Annotated in this window: 16 protein-coding genes; all 16 read right to left on the bottom strand. The window is 39.6% G+C overall.

Annotation, left to right across the window (positions count from 1 at the left end; genetic code table 11):
* Nucleotides 1-75 precede the first annotated feature (75 nt).
* The 16 genes from B9T33_RS07050 to B9T33_RS07125 all read right to left on the bottom strand — a co-directional run bounded on the left by B9T33_RS07050 (nucleotide 76) and on the right by B9T33_RS07125 (nucleotide 22,062).
* A complete protein-coding gene (locus B9T33_RS07050; RefSeq protein WP_086178230.1) occupies nucleotides 76-3,711 on the bottom strand; it encodes a fused MFS/spermidine synthase in 3,636 nt (1,211 codons plus the stop codon).
* A gap of 58 nt (nucleotides 3,712-3,769) precedes the next feature.
* Complete coding sequence (locus tag B9T33_RS07055) at nucleotides 3,770-4,183, bottom strand: pilin (protein ID WP_086178231.1); 414 nt, start codon at nucleotides 4,181-4,183, stop codon at nucleotides 3,770-3,772.
* 205 nt (nucleotides 4,184-4,388) lie between these two features.
* Entirely contained in the window at nucleotides 4,389-4,949 is a 561-nt protein-coding gene (locus B9T33_RS07060) for a TPM domain-containing protein (RefSeq protein ID WP_086178232.1), read from the bottom strand.
* A complete protein-coding gene (locus B9T33_RS07065) occupies nucleotides 4,943-6,031 on the bottom strand; it encodes a TPM domain-containing protein (protein WP_416202588.1) in 1,089 nt (362 codons plus the stop codon). Before B9T33_RS07065 ends, B9T33_RS07060 begins: the two co-directional genes overlap by 7 nt.
* Nucleotides 6,032-6,054: 23 nt before the next feature.
* The gene (locus B9T33_RS07070; protein ID WP_086178234.1) at nucleotides 6,055-6,645 is read right to left on the bottom strand and encodes a LemA family protein; all 591 of its coding nucleotides are present in this window, start codon (nucleotides 6,643-6,645) and stop codon (nucleotides 6,055-6,057) included.
* Nucleotides 6,646-6,810: 165 nt separating this feature from the next.
* Nucleotides 6,811-7,695 carry a metal-dependent hydrolase gene (locus tag B9T33_RS07075; RefSeq protein WP_086178235.1) on the bottom strand — a complete coding sequence of 295 codons (885 nt, stop codon included), beginning with the start codon at nucleotides 7,693-7,695 and terminating at the stop codon, nucleotides 6,811-6,813.
* A 243-nt stretch (nucleotides 7,696-7,938) separates the two neighbouring features.
* Nucleotides 7,939-9,360, bottom strand: coding sequence for an FAD-dependent oxidoreductase (locus B9T33_RS07080; RefSeq protein ID WP_086178236.1), 1,422 nt, complete (start codon nucleotides 9,358-9,360; stop codon nucleotides 7,939-7,941).
* A gap of 72 nt (nucleotides 9,361-9,432) precedes the next feature.
* Nucleotides 9,433-13,908: a glutamate synthase large subunit gene (gene gltB / locus B9T33_RS07085; protein ID WP_086178316.1), complete on the bottom strand. Its 4,476-nt coding sequence runs from the start codon at nucleotides 13,906-13,908 to the stop codon at nucleotides 9,433-9,435.
* Between the two features lie 445 nt (nucleotides 13,909-14,353).
* Nucleotides 14,354-15,193, bottom strand: coding sequence for a hypothetical protein (locus tag B9T33_RS07090; protein WP_086178237.1), 840 nt, complete (start codon nucleotides 15,191-15,193; stop codon nucleotides 14,354-14,356).
* Between the two features lie 11 nt (nucleotides 15,194-15,204).
* Nucleotides 15,205-16,284, bottom strand: coding sequence for a 3-dehydroquinate synthase (gene aroB / locus B9T33_RS07095; RefSeq protein ID WP_086178238.1), 1,080 nt, complete (start codon nucleotides 16,282-16,284; stop codon nucleotides 15,205-15,207).
* A gap of 16 nt (nucleotides 16,285-16,300) precedes the next feature.
* The gene (aroK, locus tag B9T33_RS07100) at nucleotides 16,301-16,846 is read right to left on the bottom strand and encodes a shikimate kinase AroK (RefSeq protein ID WP_086178239.1); all 546 of its coding nucleotides are present in this window, start codon (nucleotides 16,844-16,846) and stop codon (nucleotides 16,301-16,303) included.
* Nucleotides 16,847-16,882: 36 nt separating this feature from the next.
* Entirely contained in the window at nucleotides 16,883-19,015 is a 2,133-nt protein-coding gene (gene pilQ / locus B9T33_RS07105; RefSeq protein ID WP_171263602.1) for a type IV pilus secretin PilQ family protein, read from the bottom strand.
* Between the two features lie 62 nt (nucleotides 19,016-19,077).
* Nucleotides 19,078-19,605: a pilus assembly protein PilP gene (locus tag B9T33_RS07110; RefSeq protein ID WP_086178241.1), complete on the bottom strand. Its 528-nt coding sequence runs from the start codon at nucleotides 19,603-19,605 to the stop codon at nucleotides 19,078-19,080.
* Nucleotides 19,602-20,324, bottom strand: a complete 723-nt coding sequence (locus tag B9T33_RS07115) for a type 4a pilus biogenesis protein PilO (RefSeq protein WP_086178242.1) — start codon at nucleotides 20,322-20,324, stop codon at nucleotides 19,602-19,604. Before B9T33_RS07115 ends, B9T33_RS07110 begins: the two co-directional genes overlap by 4 nt.
* Nucleotides 20,321-21,004, bottom strand: a complete 684-nt coding sequence (locus B9T33_RS07120; RefSeq protein ID WP_086178243.1) for a PilN domain-containing protein — start codon at nucleotides 21,002-21,004, stop codon at nucleotides 20,321-20,323. Before B9T33_RS07120 ends, B9T33_RS07115 begins: the two co-directional genes overlap by 4 nt.
* Entirely contained in the window at nucleotides 21,004-22,062 is a 1,059-nt protein-coding gene (locus B9T33_RS07125) for a pilus assembly protein PilM (protein ID WP_086178244.1), read from the bottom strand. The genes B9T33_RS07120 and B9T33_RS07125 overlap by 1 nt, the downstream gene beginning before the upstream one ends.
* Between the last annotated feature and the right edge of the window lie 149 nt (nucleotides 22,063-22,211).

Genomic DNA, 22,211 nt, shown 5'->3' on the forward strand with positions numbered 1-22,211 from the left:
GATGCGGGTTTTCAATGAATCAATTAAATTGTTAATTAGCAACTTCTTTAGCTAATATATTTAAACCTATAAAAATTAATGTGGTTCAAATTTAGAAAGATAATCTAAATTATTTTTTAGACTATCACTCATAATAGCATTACCTTTTGGTGTTGCGTATTCTAAATATAAATTACTATCAGTCGAAATTAATCGACTTAATGTCTTATCTGTATTATTTGCAAGATTATCTACTCCTTTAGGTGACAAAACGATAGACTCTTTAAAGGATTTTTCTTTATTCTTTAGTTCATCAATCGTTAAATTATTATAAGGATATTTTAAGCTATGCGATTTTAATGCTTCATCACTATTCGAGGCAACAATAATGCCTTGCCCCCCAGCAGAATAAAGCCACACATGTTTATAGACAGAGCGAACTGTATTCAAAATATACACCAAATCAATCGGATGCATATGATGTAGTTGAACCCATTGCTGTAAAACACCTTCTTTATTTAATCGCTTTTGAGATAACTCATAGAATTCTTTATTGTAGAGATTTGCTGCACCAGCAAACCAAATACTAGTAATTTCTAAACTAATTAAGTCATATTTCTCATCTTGAGTTAATAAGAAATTCCGACCATCTGTATAAATTAAATTCACACCTGATTGATTTATTACATTATGGTTGATATCAGAAAAATATTTATTTGCCATAAATACAATATCTTTAGATAACTCAACAACATCAAGGTTTTCGAAGCCTTGCTCATGTAATACCCGAGCGGTCATACCTGTACCATAACCAATGGCTAAAGCGCTTTTCCGTTCACTATTATGCATAAGAGGAATCAAAGCAAAGGATTCCTGTGCTAGCGTTTCTCCCGAATTATTCCCTTGGAATTTACCATTAGTTAGTAATGTTATATATTTTCCATCAGAACTACGTGTAACGGAAGTCACGCCGCCTTCTATACTTTCAGTATGATCTATCACATCTCCCCAATATGATGGCATAAAGTAAACATTCGCCCCTTGTGCCAAACTGGTAAAATTCCAATTTTTTGGATAGATAAGAAAAAGTAGAAAAATTGATGTTACAACTCCAGCAGTATATGGATTAAATTTATAATTTATTTTAATTACGCATAATAATACCAATACCGCCAAGATTAATGAAATTACAGCAAGTAATAAAAAAACCTTATTTGAACCCATTAATGGTAACAATAAAAATCCTACCAATAAGACTCCAGATATATTACCAATAGTATTTAATGCGCTTGAAATACCTAAACCTCTTGCACTACCTTGTCCCAACCAATCCGCTGCTAAACTCATTGCCGCAGGATAGCTTGCACCGATAAAGAGTGTTGCTGGCAGCATGGCCAAAGCACAAATTACTCCTCTTAAAATCTCTCTTGCCCAAAATCCTAAATGAATATAGTTTTGCATCTCACCAAAACTAGCAAAATAAGCAGGAATTTTATCCCACAATAATGCTGTAATAATAATAGATGCAGCAATTCCACATTGGGCAAGAACAATTAATGTTGTTCTATCTATATAGTTAAGTGCTTTTTTACCAAAGATTGAGCCTAAACCTAGACCCAATAAAAATACCGCAAGCATTAAGGCAAAAGCATAAACACTATTACCAGCAACTACTGCTAGCATATGAATTGAAACAACTTCTAGGCCTAGCGTAACTGCTCCACCAACAGTTAATACAATTAGTGCGACTATGCCAAATATTTTTGGTACATAAACTGGAGAAATGATAGATGGATGATCATTAATTTCCTGAGTTTGTTTTTTTTGTTTTTTAAACTGCTCTATAGTATATAGCGCAATCATCAAACTAAAGACAGCAGCTAAATTAGTCGCACCGATTCGTCCTATTGCAGAAATAAAGAAATATCCACCTACAAATGAACCTAATGCAGCACCGATCACATTGGCACTATATAGGCGGCTAATTGCTGTATCACTTTGGATGTTGAGTTGTTTTAAATATTTAAACATGATGGGTAAAGTTGCCCCCATCAGAATAGTAGGAATACCTAAAACAACCACACCCAACGCCACTCGTAAAAATGTTACATATGGGTCATCTGCGGATAATCCAGTGACAGATATAACATAAATATTCTGAATGAACTTAAATAAAAATGGGGTAATAACTGCATATAGACCAATAAATGCTTCTATGCCTGCATAATACAAAAGCGGTTTTTTTACTTTATCAGCAATATACCCACCTAACCAAGCCCCCAAAGCCATACCAGACATATAGGTTGTTAAAACAGTATATGAAGCTAAAGAGGTACTACCAAATGTAACTGCTAAACTTTTTGCATAAACCACTTCATACAATAAACCTGCAAAACCCGAAGCAACAAATACACCAATCACCCAGCGAGGGGTAGTCGATGTTTCTAATTCTTTAGCATCCTCTATTTCCAAGCTAGGAATTTTTAGTTCAGTATCATTCCATACATATTTGATATATATACTGAATAAAATAGTTGCTACCAATACACTCCAAAAGGCAAATACTTGTACCAATAATAAATTATTGGATAGCCATTCTGCTGATGTTAATAGCATGAGCATCCATAGAGTGAACGTTATACCTGCCCCAACCCAGAGGGTAGTAACTTTTTTATTTTTGAATATAAAATTATCAGGATTTGCCAATCCAATACCTATAAAGGCTGAAAATGGTAATGCTACAACCAAATCGAGAACATAGTGCTCTCCTAATGCTAATGTGGCATAAGCTGTTAAAAACAAAAATAATATTGATGCGTAAAAATATATTTTTTTATTGAGTGCTGCTGTCAATAAAAAAATTAAAAGCGCACCAGTTAAGTGCATAGATGGCATAGCATTTCTAGCGGCAGGAGTTACAAAAATTGTATTTGCAAGAAGTTCATTTGAGTTTGGCATATTTGATGGAAAATACTGTGTGCCAAACGCATATATTGGGCCTGTAAGAGGTATTATGCTATAACATATAAAAGCCAATCCAAATGGTACAACTAAAACTCTTACTATATGATATTTTTCATGTTTTGACTCTCTTATAAATAAAGCAACAACCATAAATAGTAAAAAAGATAATAGACTATATGCTTCCATAACTATCGTGATAATTATTGGATGAGATTTTTCATAAAAATTTACGATTGGTATATTTATATTTAAAAAAGCTGAGTCAATTTTATATATGATTTGATCAAAGGTGAAAGGATAGATTACCTTTGTAATGGATAAGGCTGATGAAGTTGACAAGGCCATTAATATAAAAAGTAAAGTTAAATAAAAATAAAGAAGATAATTTTCTTTATTTTTATTTAAATATAATTCTTTTAAGTTAAATAAAAAAATAATAAAACCCAATAAACTTAAAATTGTCATTAAGTTATTAACAGGACTAAAAAAAACTAAATCTTGTTTAAAATTATATATATATATATATAAAACACATCCTAATAATATTAAAATTAATAAAATTTTATAATTTATATTTTTAGGTTTTGCTAACGCGAACATTAGCCCACTAACACCTAAAAAACTACCTAAATTCAAAAATATATTACTTTTATTAAACAAATTTAATGAAATATTTGTATTAAAAAGAATTAGAGCTGTTATTTGTAAAACTATCGTTGAGGATAAGGCTATGAATAACCAAAATTTTAAATCATTATTAAGTCGCATTTATTAACCTATTCTTACAAAAAAAGAGGGCATAGCCCTCTTTTTCTTCAATATTCTATTAACGGCAATTGGTTGGTAAGAATTTTGCTGAGATAGCTGAACTAGAGCAAACCCATGTTAAGTTGCCAGTTGTACCAGTTGGTGTTAGAACAAGGGCACCTGATGCATTAGGTACAGTAGAATCCACAGTAATTACACCTGAAGCAGCAATTGCAACACCACTAACGTAGTTAGTAGCACCTGGGAAATCATAGCCAGTGTTTGTAGCAGTAACACCAGATAAGGCACCTAAAGAACTTGCCGTTTCTGCTACAGCTAATTTTGCTGGAGCTGCTTGAGCAATAACTTCAGCCATTTTTGCACGTGCTGTGTAGTCTTGATAAGCAGGAATCGCAATCGCAGCAAGAATACCGATAATTGCAACAACGATCATTAATTCGATAAGGGTAAAACCTTTTTGAACTGATTTCATAACATTCTCCACAAATGTTTTTTAATTTAATTATTTAATAAAGCTATGTAGCTTGTTTTATAAATAGCACAGATCGTGCCAAGATTTATTATAGTGAAAATGACAGAAAAAACAGCACTTTAAAAAAATATTTTTTATTTTTGTAAATATTCCGTCTCTTTTTGTGTATAAAAGTGACGATTTGTGTCACTTTCCTGCTGTTTTCTTACCTCAATATTATAGGTTCATTCGAAAGTTCATTTGCTCGATCTATTGTTTTGCCTGCATAAAAATCATTCATGACCTTGCCAATGTTTTCGACACCATTGATTAAGGCATCACGATAATCTTTATTTTGCATTTTTATAATTATATTTTGACAAATCTCTTGCCAAATTTGCGCTTCAGTCGCTTGTCTTATACCACGATCAATCACAATCTCAACTTGGCGCTCACACAAATTTAAATAAAGCAAAACGCCACTGTTATATTCCGTATCCCAAACGCCTAGCTCAGCAAAGAGCTGTTCAGCTCTCGCGCGGGTATTTTGATAGTAGGCTTGATTTGAAGGAATGTGACCTTCAATGACCACTTGAATCTCTCCTACATGTCCTTGCTCAGCTGCTGTTACTGCTTGTGCAATAGCATGCTGATCCTGCTTATTAAAATAGCGATTCGCCGCAGGCATATAAAAGAAATGTTTAAACCAGCGTTTAAAACTTGGCTTATGAATTTCTTGTGTTTTTGGACAAGTGACAATTTCTGTCGTTTCTGTTTTCGTTACCATGAACCTGATGCTCCCCCACCGCCGAAGCCACCACCGCCTCCGCTAAATCCACCGCCACCAAAGCCGCCGCCTCCGCTGCGACCACCTCTACCGACACCGCCCGCAAGGAACATTTGGAAAATGGTTTGTGCGATAGCCGTAATCAGCAAAAAGAAGATTGCTCCGCCCATCAGTAAACTCGTTAATAAACCTGCACCATTAACCAAGCCCGCTACAGTTCCAGCGACAGCAGCTGTCGATGCACTCAAACGTTTCCCGACAATAAACGAGGCAAATATCCCGACTACCAAAATAATGAGTGCGGTCGTCAAAGTTTTTTCTTGGGCTTGTTGCTCGTGTAAAGCTTGTTCCTGACGTTCTTTTAAATCTTGCGCTGCCTGTGCCGCAACTTCAGGATCTTGATTTAATATATTGGTGATTTCATTTAAGCCAGCATCAATCCCTTGAGCGTATTGCGCTTGCTTAAAGTATGGCGTGATTTGGTTACGGATAATTCGACTAACAATAATATCTGGCATTATGCCTTCCAAGCCATAGCCTGTTAAAATTTGAATGCGGCGATCATTCACAGCAATCGCCATTAATATGCCATTATCTCGCTTAGCTGAACCGAGTTGCCATTTTTCAGCCACGCGCATGGCATAGTCAAAAATATCTTCCTGCCCTGTCGTTGGTACAATTACGACGCCAATTTGTGCTTTACCTTGCTCATGCAATTGTAAAATTTTTTGGCTAATGGCTTGCTTTTCAGAGGCAGTCAGCAAATTTGCCTGATCGATTACAGGCTCATTTAATGTAGGTAAACCACGAATCGATTCACCCTCTGCCATATCGTTCGCAATTTGTGGTTGCTGAATTTTAATTTCGGGCTGTGCTGTCGCATCTATCGGATTGGTTTTTTGATTTGCTGCTTGTTGATCTTTTAAAATTTTTCCCACAACAACAGTTTCAGCATCCGAATTGTCAACAGCCGTTGCAGTTTCGGCTTGAACAACAGCAGCGAAACCTAACAAGCTAAACAATACAAAATACTGAACAATATGCCGCCATGAATTGTATTTTTGAGATCGAACCATCAGCATTCCCTCAGTAACAACAAGTCAGATTAGTTAAAATCAACCTTTGGTGCGGTTTGTGCACTTTGCTCAGCGCTAAAGTTTGGTTTGGTATCCATTCCAATCACTTTGGCTGTCATCACTTGTGGGAACTGGCGTGCATAACCGTTGAAGTCTTGTACCGTGGTAATGTAACGATTCCGTGCTACAGCGATACGGTTTTCTGTGCCCTCTAACTGAACCTGTAAATCACGGAATTGTTCGTTGGCTTTTAAGTCTGGATAATTTTCTGACACAGCAATCAATCGTGATAATGCACCGGTCATCTGTGCTTGGGCTTCTTGATATTTTTGGAACAATGCAGGATCTTCCAAGACTTCTTTATCTACTTTTAATCCTGCCACATTGGCACGGGCTTGAGTCACTTCTGTCAGCACTTGTTCTTCATGTTTGGCATAGCCTTTCACGACATTGACCAAATTTGGCACCAAATCCGCACGACGTTGATATTGGTTTTGTACTTCAGACCATGCTGCGGTGACTGCCTCATCTTTAACTTGTAAGGTGTTATAACCACAACCACTAAGGGTTAATGTACTCACTAGAGCGATAGTGAGCATGCTTTTTTTAACTAAATTCATATCCCTAAACCTCAAGTATTTATTTGTATTTGTTTAAATAAATTCATTCTAACCTTATTTTTGATGATTCTTATGTATTTTCTTTGTGACTGATTTCATCCTTTTAAAGGTTATTTTTTCCTCATAAAAAATGCCCTCAAATTGAGGGCAATTATTGTTTATTTTCTAGCTATATAGCATTTGATTCGGTTGCTGCTCAAAGCTTGCATGATGATAGTCTTCTGCCAACCGCTTTTTCCAATACGCGATTAGATTATTGTAGTCAATTTCAGTTGGGTGAAATTCGGCTTTGTAATAGGATAAATATTCGGGCAGGAGTTGGATAAACATTTTGCCCAATAAATAGATACCAAATAGATTTCCGCCTATTTTCGGTAGGCTCTTTTTCTTATCTTGCATAAATAAGCGTGTTGCTGAATAGAAGGTTAAACTTGCAAAACCAGTGGTCACACTGCGCATGATCAAGCGGCGAATTTTGTCATCACCATATACATGTTGATAGACATCAAAAGCCACGGCCCGATGTTCAATTTCTTCAATCGCATGCCAGACCCAAAGTTTTACGGCATCGTCATCTAATGTACTCAACACTTCAGGATGTCTTAAAATATAACCACCCAGTAAAGCGGTAAAATGCTCAAATGCACAGGTCATGGCCAGTTGAATTTTGGGATGTAGGCTTTTCACATAGCTATCTTTGCGCGCAAGCCAAGCTTGGAAACGATCTAAATTATAATCATCTCGACGCCATGCATCATTAAATTCGGCATGCGCCTTAGAATGCATGGCCTCCTGCCCGATGAACGCAGCAATTTCAGCCTGCAATTTTTCATCTGTAATTTTATCGCGGACATTTCTCACACTATGCACAAAAAACTGCTCTCCAATGGGAAATGTCGAAGACAATGCCGTGAGTAAATGCGACATCACAGGTGAGTTGGCAAAATAGTGACGCCGTATGGCTTTAGGATTAAATTGTGGTCGACGCACGGTAATTCCCAAGGCTTTAGGACGATTGAGATATGTTTTTTGTGCCGTCACTTGAGTCATTGTAGTTTTCAAAAATTCAAAGAATGCATGCAGTATGTCGATAACAAGATGTACAACACATGGCAAAAAATCTAAGCAGATTTGCATATTTAGCCAAATTAAGCTGCTGTCGAACAATTTAGATTTGAAATTATCTGTAGACACCAAGTTCTTATCATTTCAGGCAAAATCCGAGACAATAAAAAAACCCGCTTAAGCGGGTTTTTTTGAATGAATCGAGTCTTAGGACTAAAACTTGATTACTTAAACATCTAGGTAATCCAAGATACCTTCAGCAGCTTGACGACCTTCCCAAATCGCAGTCACCACCAAGTCAGAACCACGTACCATGTCACCGCCTGCGAAAATTTTCGGATTTGATGTTTGGAATTTGAATTCTTGCTGTTCAGCAGCAATTACACGACCTGAACCATCCATATTGATATTTGATGTGCTAAACCAATCTGCAGGACTGGTACGGAAACCGAATGCCAATAAAACAGCATCAGCAGGTAGAATTTCTTCAGAGCCTGGAACAGGCTCAGGACTACGACGACCGCGGCTATCTGGCTCACCCAACTGGGTCGTAACAACTTTCACACCAGTCACTTTGCCATTTTCGCCCACAATTTCAATTGGCTGACGGTTGAATTGGAAATCTACTCCTTCTTCACGCGCATTTTTTACTTCACGACGAGAACCCGGCATGTTTTCTTCATCACGACGGTAAGCACATACAACGGATTCAGCACCTTGGCGAATTGAGGTACGGTTACAGTCCATCGCGGTGTCACCACCACCCAATACAATCACTTTTTTGCCTTCCATGCTGATGTATTCAGCAGGATCTTTTTCCCAACCTTGAGTACGGTTAACGTTGGCAATTAAGAAATCTAGTGCATCGTATACGCCATTTAGATCTTCACCTGCGAAGCCACCTTTCATGTAGGTATAAGTCCCCATACCCATGAATACAGCATCATAGTCTGCAAGGAGTTGATCAATGGTCACATCTGTACCAATTTCAGTATTTAATCGGAATTCCACACCCATACCCGTGAAAATTTCACGGCGGCGTTTCATCACGTCTTTTTCCATTTTAAATTCTGGAATACCGAAAGTGAGTAAGCCACCAATTTCAGGACGTTTGTCAAAGACAACGGGTTTCACACCATTACGGACCAAAATGTCAGCACAGCCTAAACCTGCAGGGCCTGCACCAATAATTGCGACTTTTTTATCTGTCCATTTCACGTGTGACATATCTGGACGCCAGCCTAACGCGAAGGCGGTATCGTTGATATATTTTTCTGCATTACCAATGGTGACTGCACCAAAGCCGTCATTTAAGGTACAAGCACCTTCACATAAACGGTCTTGTGGACAAACACGACCACATACTTCAGGCAATGTATTGGTTTGATGGCATAATTCCGCCGCTTGGAAAATGCGACCTTCTGCAATCAATTTTAACCAGTTTGGAATGTAGTTGTGTACTGGACATTTCCATTCGCAATATGGGTTACCGCAACCTAAGCAACGGTGAGTTTGATTTGCTGCAACTTCAGCTGTAAACGGTTTATAAATTTCCACAAATTCTGCTTTGCGGACAACTAGATCTTTTTTCTCTGGATCTTGGCGTGCTACATCCAGGAACTGAAAGTCATTATTTAGGCGTTCTGCCATGTCTCTCTCCGTGGGTAGGTGTAGTCTGTGTTAACCGCGCTACACCTGCCTATCAAATCTGCAGTAGTGGAATTATTGTGGATCAGCTTGAGTTGTTTTCAACAAAGTCTGCAAATTAGCAGCTTTTGGTTTCACAAGCCAGAATTTACGGCCGTAGAAATCAAACTCATGGCGGATCTTGTACGCCCAAGCACTACCTGTTTCTTTAATATGTTCATCTAAGATTCGGCACAAGAACTCTTTGTGTTCTTCCATCGATTCTGTAGAGATACGGTTCAATTCAATTAACTCATGGTTGTAATGGTCAACGAAGTCATTGTCTAGGTCGAGTACATAAGCAAAACCGCCTGTCATGCCCGCACCGAAGTTATGACCCACTTTGCCCAGTACAGTCACGATACCGCCTGTCATGTATTCACAGCAATGGTCGCCCGCGCCTTCTATCACAGCGAAGGCACCTGAGTTACGTACCGCAAAACGTTCACCCGCAGTACCCGCAGCAAACAATTTACCGCCTGTTGCACCGTACAAACACGTGTTACCAATGATCGCTGTATTTTGTGTTTGGAATGGTGAACCTTTTGGTGGGAAGATCGAAATACGACCACCTGCCATACCTTTACCCACGTAGTCGTTTGCATCGCCTTCAAGGCTAATATGTAGACCACCGGCATTCCATACACCCAATGACTGACCTGCAGTACCATTTAAGTTCACTTTAACTGGATGCGCTTCCATACTGAGATTGCCATAACGTTTTGCAATCTCACCTGAAATACGCGCACCAATTGAACGGTCACAGTTACCGATCTTGAAGCCATATTCGCCGCTTGTGCCTGCTTCAATCGCTGGAAGCATTTCTGCTACCATTTTTTCAGCCAATAAGCCTTTGTCGAATGGCGCATTGCCTTGTACTTCACAGTACTGCGCTTTACCTTCAGCAGATGGATGCGACTCAAGCAATGCACTGAGATCAAGGTGTGCATGTTTCTCAGTTTCACCCGGTAACATTTCCAGTAAATCTGTACGACCAATCAAATCTTTCAGGCTAGACACACCGAGTGCCGCCAACCATTCACGCGTTTCTTCTGCAATAAAGTGGAAGAAGTTGATGAGCATTTCAGGTTCACCGATATAGTGTTCCTGACGTAAATGGTCTTGCTGTGTTGCAACACCAGTCGCACAGTTATTTAAGTGGCAAATACGTAGGTATTTACAACCTAATGCGATCATTGGTGTAGAACCAAAACCGAAACTTTCAGCACCCAAAATTGCTGCTTTAACAACATCTAGACCTGTTTTCAAACCACCATCCGTTTGAACACGGACTTTGCCACGCAAGTCATTTACGCGAAGTGCTTGATGCGCTTCAGATAAACCTAGTTCCCATGGTGAACCTGCATGGTGAATTGAAGAAAGTGGAGAAGCCGCTGTACCACCGTCATAACCAGAAATGGTAATGAAGTCTGCGTAAGCTTTCGCTACACCTGCCGCAATCGTACCAACACCCGGCTCAGAAACCAGCTTAACTGACACCATCGCCTGTGGGTTAACCTGTTTCAAATCGAAAATTAACTGTGATAAATCTTCGATTGAGTAGATGTCGTGATGCGGAGGCGGAGAAATCAGTGTTACACCTGGTACTGAATAACGTAAACGTGCAATTAAGCCATTCACTTTACCGCCCGGCAACTGACCACCTTCACCTGGTTTTGCACCTTGTGCCACTTTAATTTGAAGTACTTCTGCAGACGTTAGATATGCAGGAGTTACACCAAAACGGCCAGATGCAATTTGTTTGATTTTCGAGTTACGAATTGTACCGTAACGCGCAGGGTCTTCACCGCCCTCACCAGAGTTCGAACGACCACCAATGGTGTTCATCGCAATCGCAATCGCTTCATGCGCTTCAGGTGAAAGTGCACCTAAAGACATCCCTGCTGAGTCAAAACGTGGAAGAATCTCTTCAACTGATTCAACTTGATCAAGTGCAATTGAATTGTCAGTTTTGAGTTTGAATAAGTCACGAATCGTTGCGATTGGACGGTTATTCACTAGCTCTGCATATTCTTTAAAGTCTGCATAGTTACCTGAACGTACTGATTTATGCAGTGCATTAATCACGTCTGGGTTAAATGCGTGGTATTCCTTGCCGAATACAAACTTCAACATACCGCCTTGATCGATTGGTTTACGTGATTTCCACGCCAAATCTGCCAATTTTTTCAAATCATTTTCAAGGTCAGAGAAAGTTGCACCTTTAATACGGCTTGGTACGCCTGTGAAGCATTTTGCAACCACTTCATCAGACAGACCAACTGCTTCAAACAATTGACCGCCGCGGTATGAAGCAACGGTTGAGATGCCCATTTTAGAAAGAACTTTCAATAAGCCTTTCTCAATCCCTTTACGGAAGTTGGCTTGAGCATGGATTGGGTCACCCAATAACTCACCTTTTGCGATCAAGTCATTGATCACGTCATAAGCAAGGTATGGATAGATTGCCGTTGCACCAAAACCAAGAATAACCGCAAATTGATGTGCATCACGTGCAAGACCCGTTTCCACGATGATGTTGGCATCTGTACGTAGACCAACATTAATCAAGTAGTGGTGTATTGCACCAGTCGCCATTAAGGCATTGGCTGGTAAATAACCTTCACGAATTTTTTTATCTGAAAGCACTAATAATGTTTTGCCGTCACGAATCGCTTGTGCAGATTCTTCACAAATACGTGCGATTGCTGCTTCTAAGCCTTCAGCTTCAGCATAGTTCAAATCAATATCTGCAATCTCATAGCCTTTACGACCAATGGTGCGGATTTGATGCATTTTTGAATTTGAAAGTACAGGACTTGAAACAATTAGACGATCGGCATGTTCTGGGCCTTGTTCAAACACGTTTTGCTCACGACCAAAACATGTTTCCAACGACATCACGATAGATTCACGAAGTGGATCGATAGGTGGATTGGTCACCTGCGCAAATTGCTGACGGAAGTAGTCAGATACATGGCGAACTTGACGAGACAAGACAGCCATAGGCGTATCATCACCCATTGAACCGACAGCTTCTTGACCGCTTTCAGCGATTGGACGAAGCAACTGATCACGTTCTTCAAAAGTGACCATGAACATTTTTTGTGATGCTTTTAGGTTATCGCCTTTCAAGCCTTGATCACATAAATATTCTTCGAGTTCAGGACTACCTTGAACACGCACAGAGTTTTCACGTAACCATTCACGGTATGGACGCATACGTTTCAAGTGATTGCTGACATCTTGTGTGTCTAGCATTTTGCCCGTGTGAGTATCAATGACCAGAATTTGACCTGGACCTACACGACCTTTTGAAACGACATCTTCAGGCTCATAACCCCAAACACCAATTTCTGATGCAAGAGTGATGTAACCATTTTTCGTGATCACCCAACGTGCTGGACGTAAACCATTTCGGTCAAGCATACAAATCGCATGACGACCATCTTGGATCACTAGACCTGCTGGACCATCCCACGCTTCCATATGTTTTGAGTTGAATTCATAAAATGCACGTAAGTCCGCATCGAGTGTTTCAACGTTTTGCCAAGCAGGCGGAACCAACATACGAAGGGCACGGAATAAGTCCATACCACCCCCCACAAGGATTTCAAGCATATTGTCTAAGCTTGAAGAATCCGAGCCTGTACGGTTCACAATTGGGTTAAGTTCCGTTAAGCCAGGTAGTAATGGGTTTTCAAATTTTGGTGTACGCGCCATTGCCCAGTTACGGTTAGCAGTGATGGTATTGATTTCACCATTATGTGCTAAGTAACGGAACGGCTGTGCCAAAGGCCAACGCGGTAAAGTGTTGGTCGAGAAACGCTGGTGGAACACCACAATATGAGACTTTAAACGCTCATCAGCTAAGTCTGTATAGAAGTCAGCAATGGCTGCTGGCATCATTAAACCTTTATAGCTGATCACAGTTGAGCATAAAGTCGTTACATAGAAATATGGGTCAGCAGTGAGTTGTTGCTCTGCACGACGACGCGCCATGACCAACTTACGATTGAACTCAACTTCTGACACACCCATTGGGCAATTCACGATAATTTGTTCAAATGCAGGTAAAGACTGCATCGCAATCGAACCTAGCGCATCATTATTGGTTGGCACCACACGCCAGCCCAATACTTTACAGCCTTCTTCTTCAATTTCTTTGGCTAAAACTTGTTTTGCGTGCGCAGCTAATGCAGGATCTAAATTTAAGAACACCGTACCGACAGCAAAAATTTCACTTAGTGTAATGTCACTCAGCTTCTTCGCTTCTTCACGGAAGAATTCTTTAGGCATAGCAAGGAGCAAACCACAGCCGTCACCGGTTTTGCCATCTGCGGCAATACCACCACGGTGGGTCATACAACTTAAACTATGCATTGCGGTTTTGACGAGATCATGGCTTGCATCACCCTGCATATGGGCGATTAAACCGAAACCACAGTTATCTTTAAACTCATCCGGTTGGTATAAACCTTGAGCGGGAGCTACAGTATTTGGCGATGGCATGTGCATAGCGTACCCTTCTTTTCTTTACAGCTCTTGCGAGCACTGAACAAACTAATTTCTTATTGCGATATGTCTTAAGTTACTCTCATGAATTGTTCTGTCGAGCAAAATTTTTTCTTAGACATACTCTTAAGATAAACTGAATTTATCTTCCATGCATGAATAAAAAGTCAATTTTCTGCTTTTGCAGTTCAGATCAGGGATAACGACTAGATTAATGACTTCGCACTTTTATCGAATCATTTTCGCGCCAAAATAGGGAGAAAATTTCGATACATGCACCAATTAAGCAATTTATATGCCAACTTAATGCATTTTCTTTTAACTCACCTATTCTCAAGCAGTTTTATTCTCAGCCTATTTTTAGTTCCGTTTTTTATACTTATTTATGCACTCTAAATGTGCATTAAATTTATTTTAAGCGATAAGCTGCGCTATTTTAGTTCTAATTAAACGGGTCTGTGACTTCTTGTTCAACCGGTGCAGGTTTCTGACGTGGCGCATCGACACTGCTTTGTGATTTTTGCACATCCACCACATTGCCAGATGCATCACGGCGTGTCACTGTTGTATTAGTAGTTTGCGTTGGAGTGCTTGTGGCAGCCTGACGTTCTTCGGCCTTACGTGCAGCAATTTGTGCTTCATCTACTTTTGGTAGCGGAACCGATTTCAACTTAACCACATACATTTTTTGATTTGAAGACATTTCATCTGAACCCAAATCGTTAACATAGGCTTGATATTGTTTAAGTTCAACGACAACAGGTTTAATGGATGCAGGAAGCTTCAGATCGAATCCAGCCAATGCAGTTTTGGCATCATTTTCTGACTTATATGGACCAGTTAAAATCACATATTGTTCAGGATGATCTTCACCTGAAAGTCGTAAATAAATAAATTTATTGCGTGTCGGTTGCTTACGCAAAAAGCTTTTTAAAATATCTTCTTCAGAAACACGAAACAGCTCAATTGCATATTGTTTCGAGGCTTCATTGATAAATTTGGTGCCACGGAATTCCGGCTCATGTTGTGCAGTAGCGACTACACGTGTCGTCATCTCTAAGGGACGAACTTCCTCCGTTAATGCACCAAGATGGGACATTGCAGCAACTTTTTCAGGTTGAATTTGCAGATCAACCTCAGTTTCAGCCTTTTTTTCAACTTCAATCAATTCTTTGCTATCGGTAATCGCCCAAAATACCAAGGCAGCGAATAGACATACAGCACCGCCCACCAACCATACATAGTGATGAATCTTTTGCCACTGTGACTGACGCGCTGCCATGTTGTACCTGCTTATGCCTGATTTGCCAAAATTGCTTGTTTCATTAACTCAACATCAAACTCTTTGGTAATGATCGCCTGACCTAATGATTGCATCAAAACCAATCTTAATTGACCATTTAAGACTTTTTTGTCATGAGCCATATAAGATAAGAATTCTTCTAGCGGAATTTTAGGGCAAACTATCGGTAATTGTGCACGTAAAATGATTTTTTTTGTACGTTCTAAATCTTCTGCAGAAATCCAGCCCATACGCTGTGACAAATCTGCCGCCATGACCATCCCTGTTGCAACTGCTTCACCATGCAACCAAACACCATAACCAAGATAGGATTCAATCGCATGACCAAAGGTATGACCTAAGTTTAAAAGCGCACGTTCACCCTGCTCTTTCTCGTCATTCGCCACAATACGTGCTTTATGTGCACATGAACGATACACCGCTTCAGCTAATAATGCCGCGTCACCAGCAACCAAAGCATCCATATGCTGTTCAAGCCAACTTAAAAATTCAACATCACCCAACAATGCATACTTAATCACTTCAGCCAAACCCGCTGAAAGTTCACGTGGAGGTAATGTTTTTAACTGTGCCATATCCGCCATCACCACTTGTGGCTGCTGGAAGGCTCCAATCATATTTTTACCCAGTGGATGGTTAATCCCCGTTTTCCCGCCAACACTTGAATCGACCTGAGACAATAATGTCGTTGGTACCTGTATAAAATAGACACTGCGCTGAAAACATGCAGAAGCAAAACCCGCCATATCCCCAATGACACCACCACCTAATGCCAACACGGTACAATCACGATTAAAGCCTGCCTCAAGCAGAGCATCAAATATTAAATTCAAGTGTTCACTATTTTTGTATTTCTCACCATCCGGTAAAATACATGTCGCAACTTTCTTACCTAAACGATCAATGGCATCAACATAATGCTGTAAATACAACGGTGCAACTGTTGTATTTGACACAATCATGACTTGTTTACCATGAATATAAGGTTCAAGTAAGACTTCTGGGTTTAAATCACTCCCAATAAAAATGGGGTAACGACGTTCACCTAGTTCAACATGTAAAGTTTGCATGAATTTAACCGATTTTCTAACGAGATGTATTTTGTGAAACAATCAAATTGAAGATTCGTTGCGCTAGATCACGCGCTGCACCCTGATTTGTTTCAATAATATAATGTGCCACTTCGCGATAAAGTGGATCGCGTATAGCCAATAAATCACGAAGCTTTTGCTCTGGATTTTCAACTTGAAGGAGTGGACGGTTTTTGTCGCGATAGGTCCGTTGAAGTTGTATCTCAACCGGAGTATATAAGTAAACAACTATGCCGCGTTGTTTTAAAAATTCACGATTTGGGGGCTGAGTGACTGCACCACCACCAGTTGCTAAAACCAGTTGCTTTTTTGTAGTCAACTCATCAATCACATTCGTTTCACGACTTCGAAAGCCAACTTCCCCTTCTTTCTCAAAAATCCAAGGAATTGTTGCGCCAGTTTTACGCTCAATTTCATGATCACTATCTAGAAATTCACGCCCTAACAATTCTGCTAAATGTCGCCCTACGGTTGTTTTTCCTGCCCCCATTGGCCCTACCAAATATATATTTGGTAGGGTTTCAAACTCTTTGCTTGGCAAGGAGTCACCTATTTCTTTTGTTAAATTGAAAATATATTAATGATTTCTGGTAACACTGTCATTAACAATTCGTGGTGTAACAAAAATTAGCAACTCAGTCTTTTTATCAGACTTTGTATCCTTACGGAACAAACGACCAACATATGGCAAATCCCCTAAGAACGGCACTTTAGTTTGACTTAAAGTATTTTGTTGTTCAAAAATACCACCTAGCACAACAGTTTCGCCATTATTTACGAGTACATCTGTATTGATTTCATTTTTATTTAAAATGATTTCACCATTTTGTGCATAACCCGCAGGTGAATCACTCTTAATATTAAGCTTCATCTGGACCTTACCATCAGGTGTAATACTCGGTGTTACATCTAAACTTAGTAAAGCATCTTTAAACTCTGTTGATGAAGTCGCATTAGATCCTGTACCTGTTGTGGTTTGATACGGAATTTCTTGACCAGATGCAACTTTAGCTTGCTGTTTATCAGCTGTCAGTACTTTTGGTGTAGAAATGACCTCACCATAACCATCAGCTTGAAGCGCCGAAAGCTCTAAATCTAGCATAAAGTCAGATAAACTAATCAAACCAAAAGCTATACGACTTGCGCCTGCCTTGGTCACACCTAAATCTACGTTCAGGTTGCTTGGACGTTGGATGGTATATTTACCATCATCATCAGGTGTTTTAAGATCCCAAAGTGTAGTATCACTACCACCAACCAAAAGGTCGCTATTTTGGTTAATCCCTTGAGACAAGATTCCCCATTTCACACCCATCTCTTTAGTGAAATCCGTAGAAGCTTTAACAATACGCGCCTCAACCATCACCTGTTTTACCGACACATCTAATAGATCAATCATCTTACGAATTTGATCAATTTTTGTTGAGGTATCATTAATAATTAAAGTATTGGTCCGCGGGTCTGTTGATACAGTTCCGCGCGGGCTAAGCAAGCTTCCTACATTTTCACCTGTAAAATCATTACTATTTGATGAATTTGAGTTTGAGTTTGAATTTGAGTTTTTAGAATTCCGACCTTCTGTAATAAGCTTTTCAACATCTGAAGCTTTGGCATAACTGAGTTGAATGTATTCAGTTTGAAGTGGAGCTAACTTAACACTTTGTGCAATCGCTTTGGCTTCTTCTTCTTCCGCTTTAATTAGCTCAGAAACGGGTGCAATCCAGATCACATTACCATTACGACGCTTATCCAGATTTTTAGTTTTCAGTACGATATCGAGTGCTTGATCCCACGGCACATCTTTTAAACGTAGTGTAATATTACCTTGAACCGTATCTGCTGCAACCATATTGATTTCTGTAAAATCAGCCAACAGTTGTAGTACACGACGCACTTCAATATCTTGAAAATCTAAAGAAATCTTTTTACCGGTATAGTGATTTGCAGCTTTCGGACGTAATGGATTCTTATCTTCAGGGCGTTTTAAACTTACCGTCAGCTTATTATCTGACTGATATGCCATATACTCATAACTCCCCGTCGACTGAATGGTAATGATGCCATTACCACCATCATTATGCGCATCAACAGTTACTACAGGTGTTGCAAAATCATTGACGTTTAAACGACGTGTCAAATGTGCTGGGATTTTATTACCAAGTGTACGAATTACCACTTTACTGCCTTGTTGCTGCACATCCACAGGTGTATTACCACCTAAAAGATCGACCACAACTTGACCTTCACCATTTGAACCACGGTGGAAACCAATATTTGAAATCCCTTGTTGCTGACGCTGAGCAACCGGTTGTGCAACATTAGCCGCTTGAGCAGAATTAATTTTTAAAATAAAAGTATTGCCTTCAACACGTGTGGTAAATGCACCTGCATTGGTTAAATTTACCGTTAAACGCGCACGCTGTGCATCCGAAGTAACATCAACAGAACTTGCCTCATTGGTTGCCACAGGAATTGAACTTTGCTTTAAATTTTGTTGTGTCTTATCAAAGTCCAAAACCAGACGTGAAGGCTGATCCAGTTGGTAAGCTTGTGGTTGTGGTGGTAAACCATTAAACATCACACGAATTTCAGTACCTTGACCCGGAATCTGCATCGGCACAATATTGGTTACACTTACTTGTGCATTAGCAACTTGCATAATCGCCATTGCAACAGCACCCATCGAAAACTGACGAAACACATGCTTCATTGTATTGCCATCCCCAAATATAAAATCTTGTACAGTATTTTTCATTTTTTTATTCCTTTCGCTTATGGCGCTGGCCCGATTAAGATCAAACTTCTCGGACGCTCCACATAGCCTTCACGACCATCAGGAATAATCTCAATTAAATCAATTTGAGTCGGAGTAATATTAACCACACGACCATGATTCAGCCCCATATAACTTCCGCGTTGAATACGCTCAACCTCACCATCAGGCGTCTGAATCAATGCCAATGTTTGACCAGATTGATTCCGCATGCTGCCTTTCATATTTAATGTTTCAAGCGCATAACTTTCTAATGGTTGTGGTTGACGGTTCAAATTCGGATAAACACGTTTGCCCGCCATAATTTTTAATTCTGCAGCGAGTGAACTTGGTAAAAATGGGCTCTTTAATGAATGTGCTGCATAATTAAAAGTCTCAACAGGCACAAAATCAGGTGCAGGCTCAATCGCCATAGGTGCCTGATTTCGAATATTCGCCATTTCCTGATTTACCACATCAATCCGTGATTCACATCCTGCCAGCAGCATCACTGTCGCAACAGAAACAACCAATTTATTCATTTTCATTTTGGAGCCTCCGTTGTACTTGCAGTGTCCGCTGCGGTTGCTGCAGTTTCAGCATTTCCAACATAGCGATATGTTTTTGCTTTTAATACATAATCCACTTTTGGAATATCTGATTTTTTCTCTTTATTTTCAGTTGCAATAATCGTGAAGTCATGCAAAGTGACAATACGTGAAAGACCAGCAATTCCACTAACAAACGAACCAAAGGCATGGTAATCGCCAGTTGCATCTATACTAATTGGTTGTTCAATAAAGAATTCTTGTTTAACCTCAGGCTCAAGACGAATTGTTTTAAATTTCAGACCTGAATTTACCCCTGTTAAGTTAATATCCTCAACCAATCCTGGAATTTCAGTTTCTTTAGGCAACTGTTCTAATTGCTGATTAAAACGCGCTTCCATGTCCTGCAATTGCATTTCGTATTGTTGTAAATTACGTAATTTAGAATCTTTTTCACGAAATTCATTTAACAAGTTCTGTTCTTGCGCATTTGCACTTGAAATTGCTTCTATTTTGCTCTTGATTGCTAAAAAGTAACCCAAAATTACTACAAGAATAATAATAAAAATCCAGCAAGTAATTTTAACCGACAGCGGCCAACTACCATAATTATTTGGATCTAAGGTATTAAATTGCTGCATGAATTTTTCAAGGGTCATTTTCTTTTTCGGAGCAATAACCGCTTCTTGATTCAATTGTTCAAATTCATCACGACTCATTTTGCAGCCTCCGTAGTTGACGTTGCAGCAGGAGTACTGGTTGCTGGAGCAGATGCTGCCCCAGATGCAGTTGTCGCCGCAGGATCAGTAATTGTTGGCTGCGTAATTTGATCTAAATCCGCAGTCACAATGAATGAACCATAAGTTTCTTCAACACGTGGAACCACTGAACTTGGCGCTTTGTCCTTTTTCTCTTCAGTAACCAAGAAGGAACTCATAAAGGCATTGCGATACCAAGGTGAAGCTTCCAAATTACGTAATAATTCAGCCACTGTGTTTGGACTTTCCGCACGACCTTCGATGGTAAACTTATCGCCCGTACGCTCAAATTTCGTGATGTACATATTCGCAGGTGTGACACGAACCAATTCATCAATCAAATGCACTGCAATTGGACGCTGACTTTGCAAGCCTTGAATCAATTTCATACGCTCAATAATGGCATTACGCTGTTCTTGCAAACCATCGAGTGATTTCAACTGCACATCTAAATTTTGGTTATGACTAATAATTAATTGATTGGCTTGTTCTTGATCTTCCAGTTTATGATCGTAATACAACCAAGTCGACCCAACCCCAAGTGCCCCAACTAAAAATGCCCCAGCACACAGTGCTATAAATTCTTTTTTTCGTTTCTCTCTTAGCTCATCACGCCAAGGGAGTAAGTTAATTCTTGCCATTAATCAAAACTCCTCAATGCTAGACCGCATGCCACCATGAGTGATGAAGCATCATTTTCAATTTTTTTAATATCAATTTGAGGTGAAAAACCCATTTGTAAAAATGGATTGGCAATGGTCACACGATAACCCAGTTTTTGTTGCAGCAGTTTCGCAAGCCCCGGAATATTGGCATTTCCTCCAGCCAATAAAATATGATCAATCTCGTTAAACTGAGATGATGAAAAGAAGAATTGTAATGAGCGTGCAGCTTGTTGAACAACTGCTTCAAGGAAAGGCTCTAAGACTTCAACATCATAATCATCTGGCAATGCGCGTGTTTTTTTCGCACGGCCCGCTTCTTCAAATGAAAGCGCATAACGATTTTGAATTTCTTGAGTCAGCTGTTTCCCCCCAAACACCTGCTCACGGGTATAGATCACTTTATTATTTTGCATGACAGAAAGTGTCGTCATGCTGTGACCAATATCCAAAATACCGACTGTGTTTACACCCATTGGCAAGGTATCTGAAAATACTTTAAAGGCATTTTCTAAAGCAAAGCTTTCAACATCACCAATTTTCGGTGTTAAACCTGCTAGCTGTAAAACTTCAGCGCGACCTTCAACATTTTCAATTCGAGTTGCAACGAGTAATACATTGACACGATTTGGATTGGATAAACGATCCGGCAAGACCTCAAAATCGAGACTCGCTTCATCAAGTGGGAAAGGAATATATTGCTCAGCGTCATCACGAATCTGAATTTCACGTTCATCATCATTCATATCTGCATCCATTTCGATGATTTTAGTAATCACCATCGAAGTTGGAACAGCCAAAGCCGCATTTGATGTCTGAGTATTGGCCAAATTAATTGCGCGCTCTAAACAGTCACCTACGGCTTCTGGATTCAATATGTTCTTTTCAACAACACTTCCTTCTGGTAGCGGGACCAAAGCATAGCTTTCAACCCAATACCGTCCACTTTTTACAGAAAGTTCCAAAACCTTAACAGAAGTCGAACTAATATCTACTCCCATCAACCCCTTATTTGGCTTACGATATAACCTGAGCACAATATATTTCCTATTATTTTTTTATCCCCAAAAAAGTAACCCACTAATTAGTATTGGTCTATAATTTTCTACAGATACAATAACTCATCTAACAATCCGTATATCGAAAGGATATACTGACCACCAATTAGTTTGCCATTAGCTCTTAT

The sequence above is a fragment of the Acinetobacter sp. ANC 5054 genome (assembly GCF_002135295.1).
Classification (GTDB): Bacteria; Pseudomonadota; Gammaproteobacteria; order Pseudomonadales; family Moraxellaceae; genus Acinetobacter.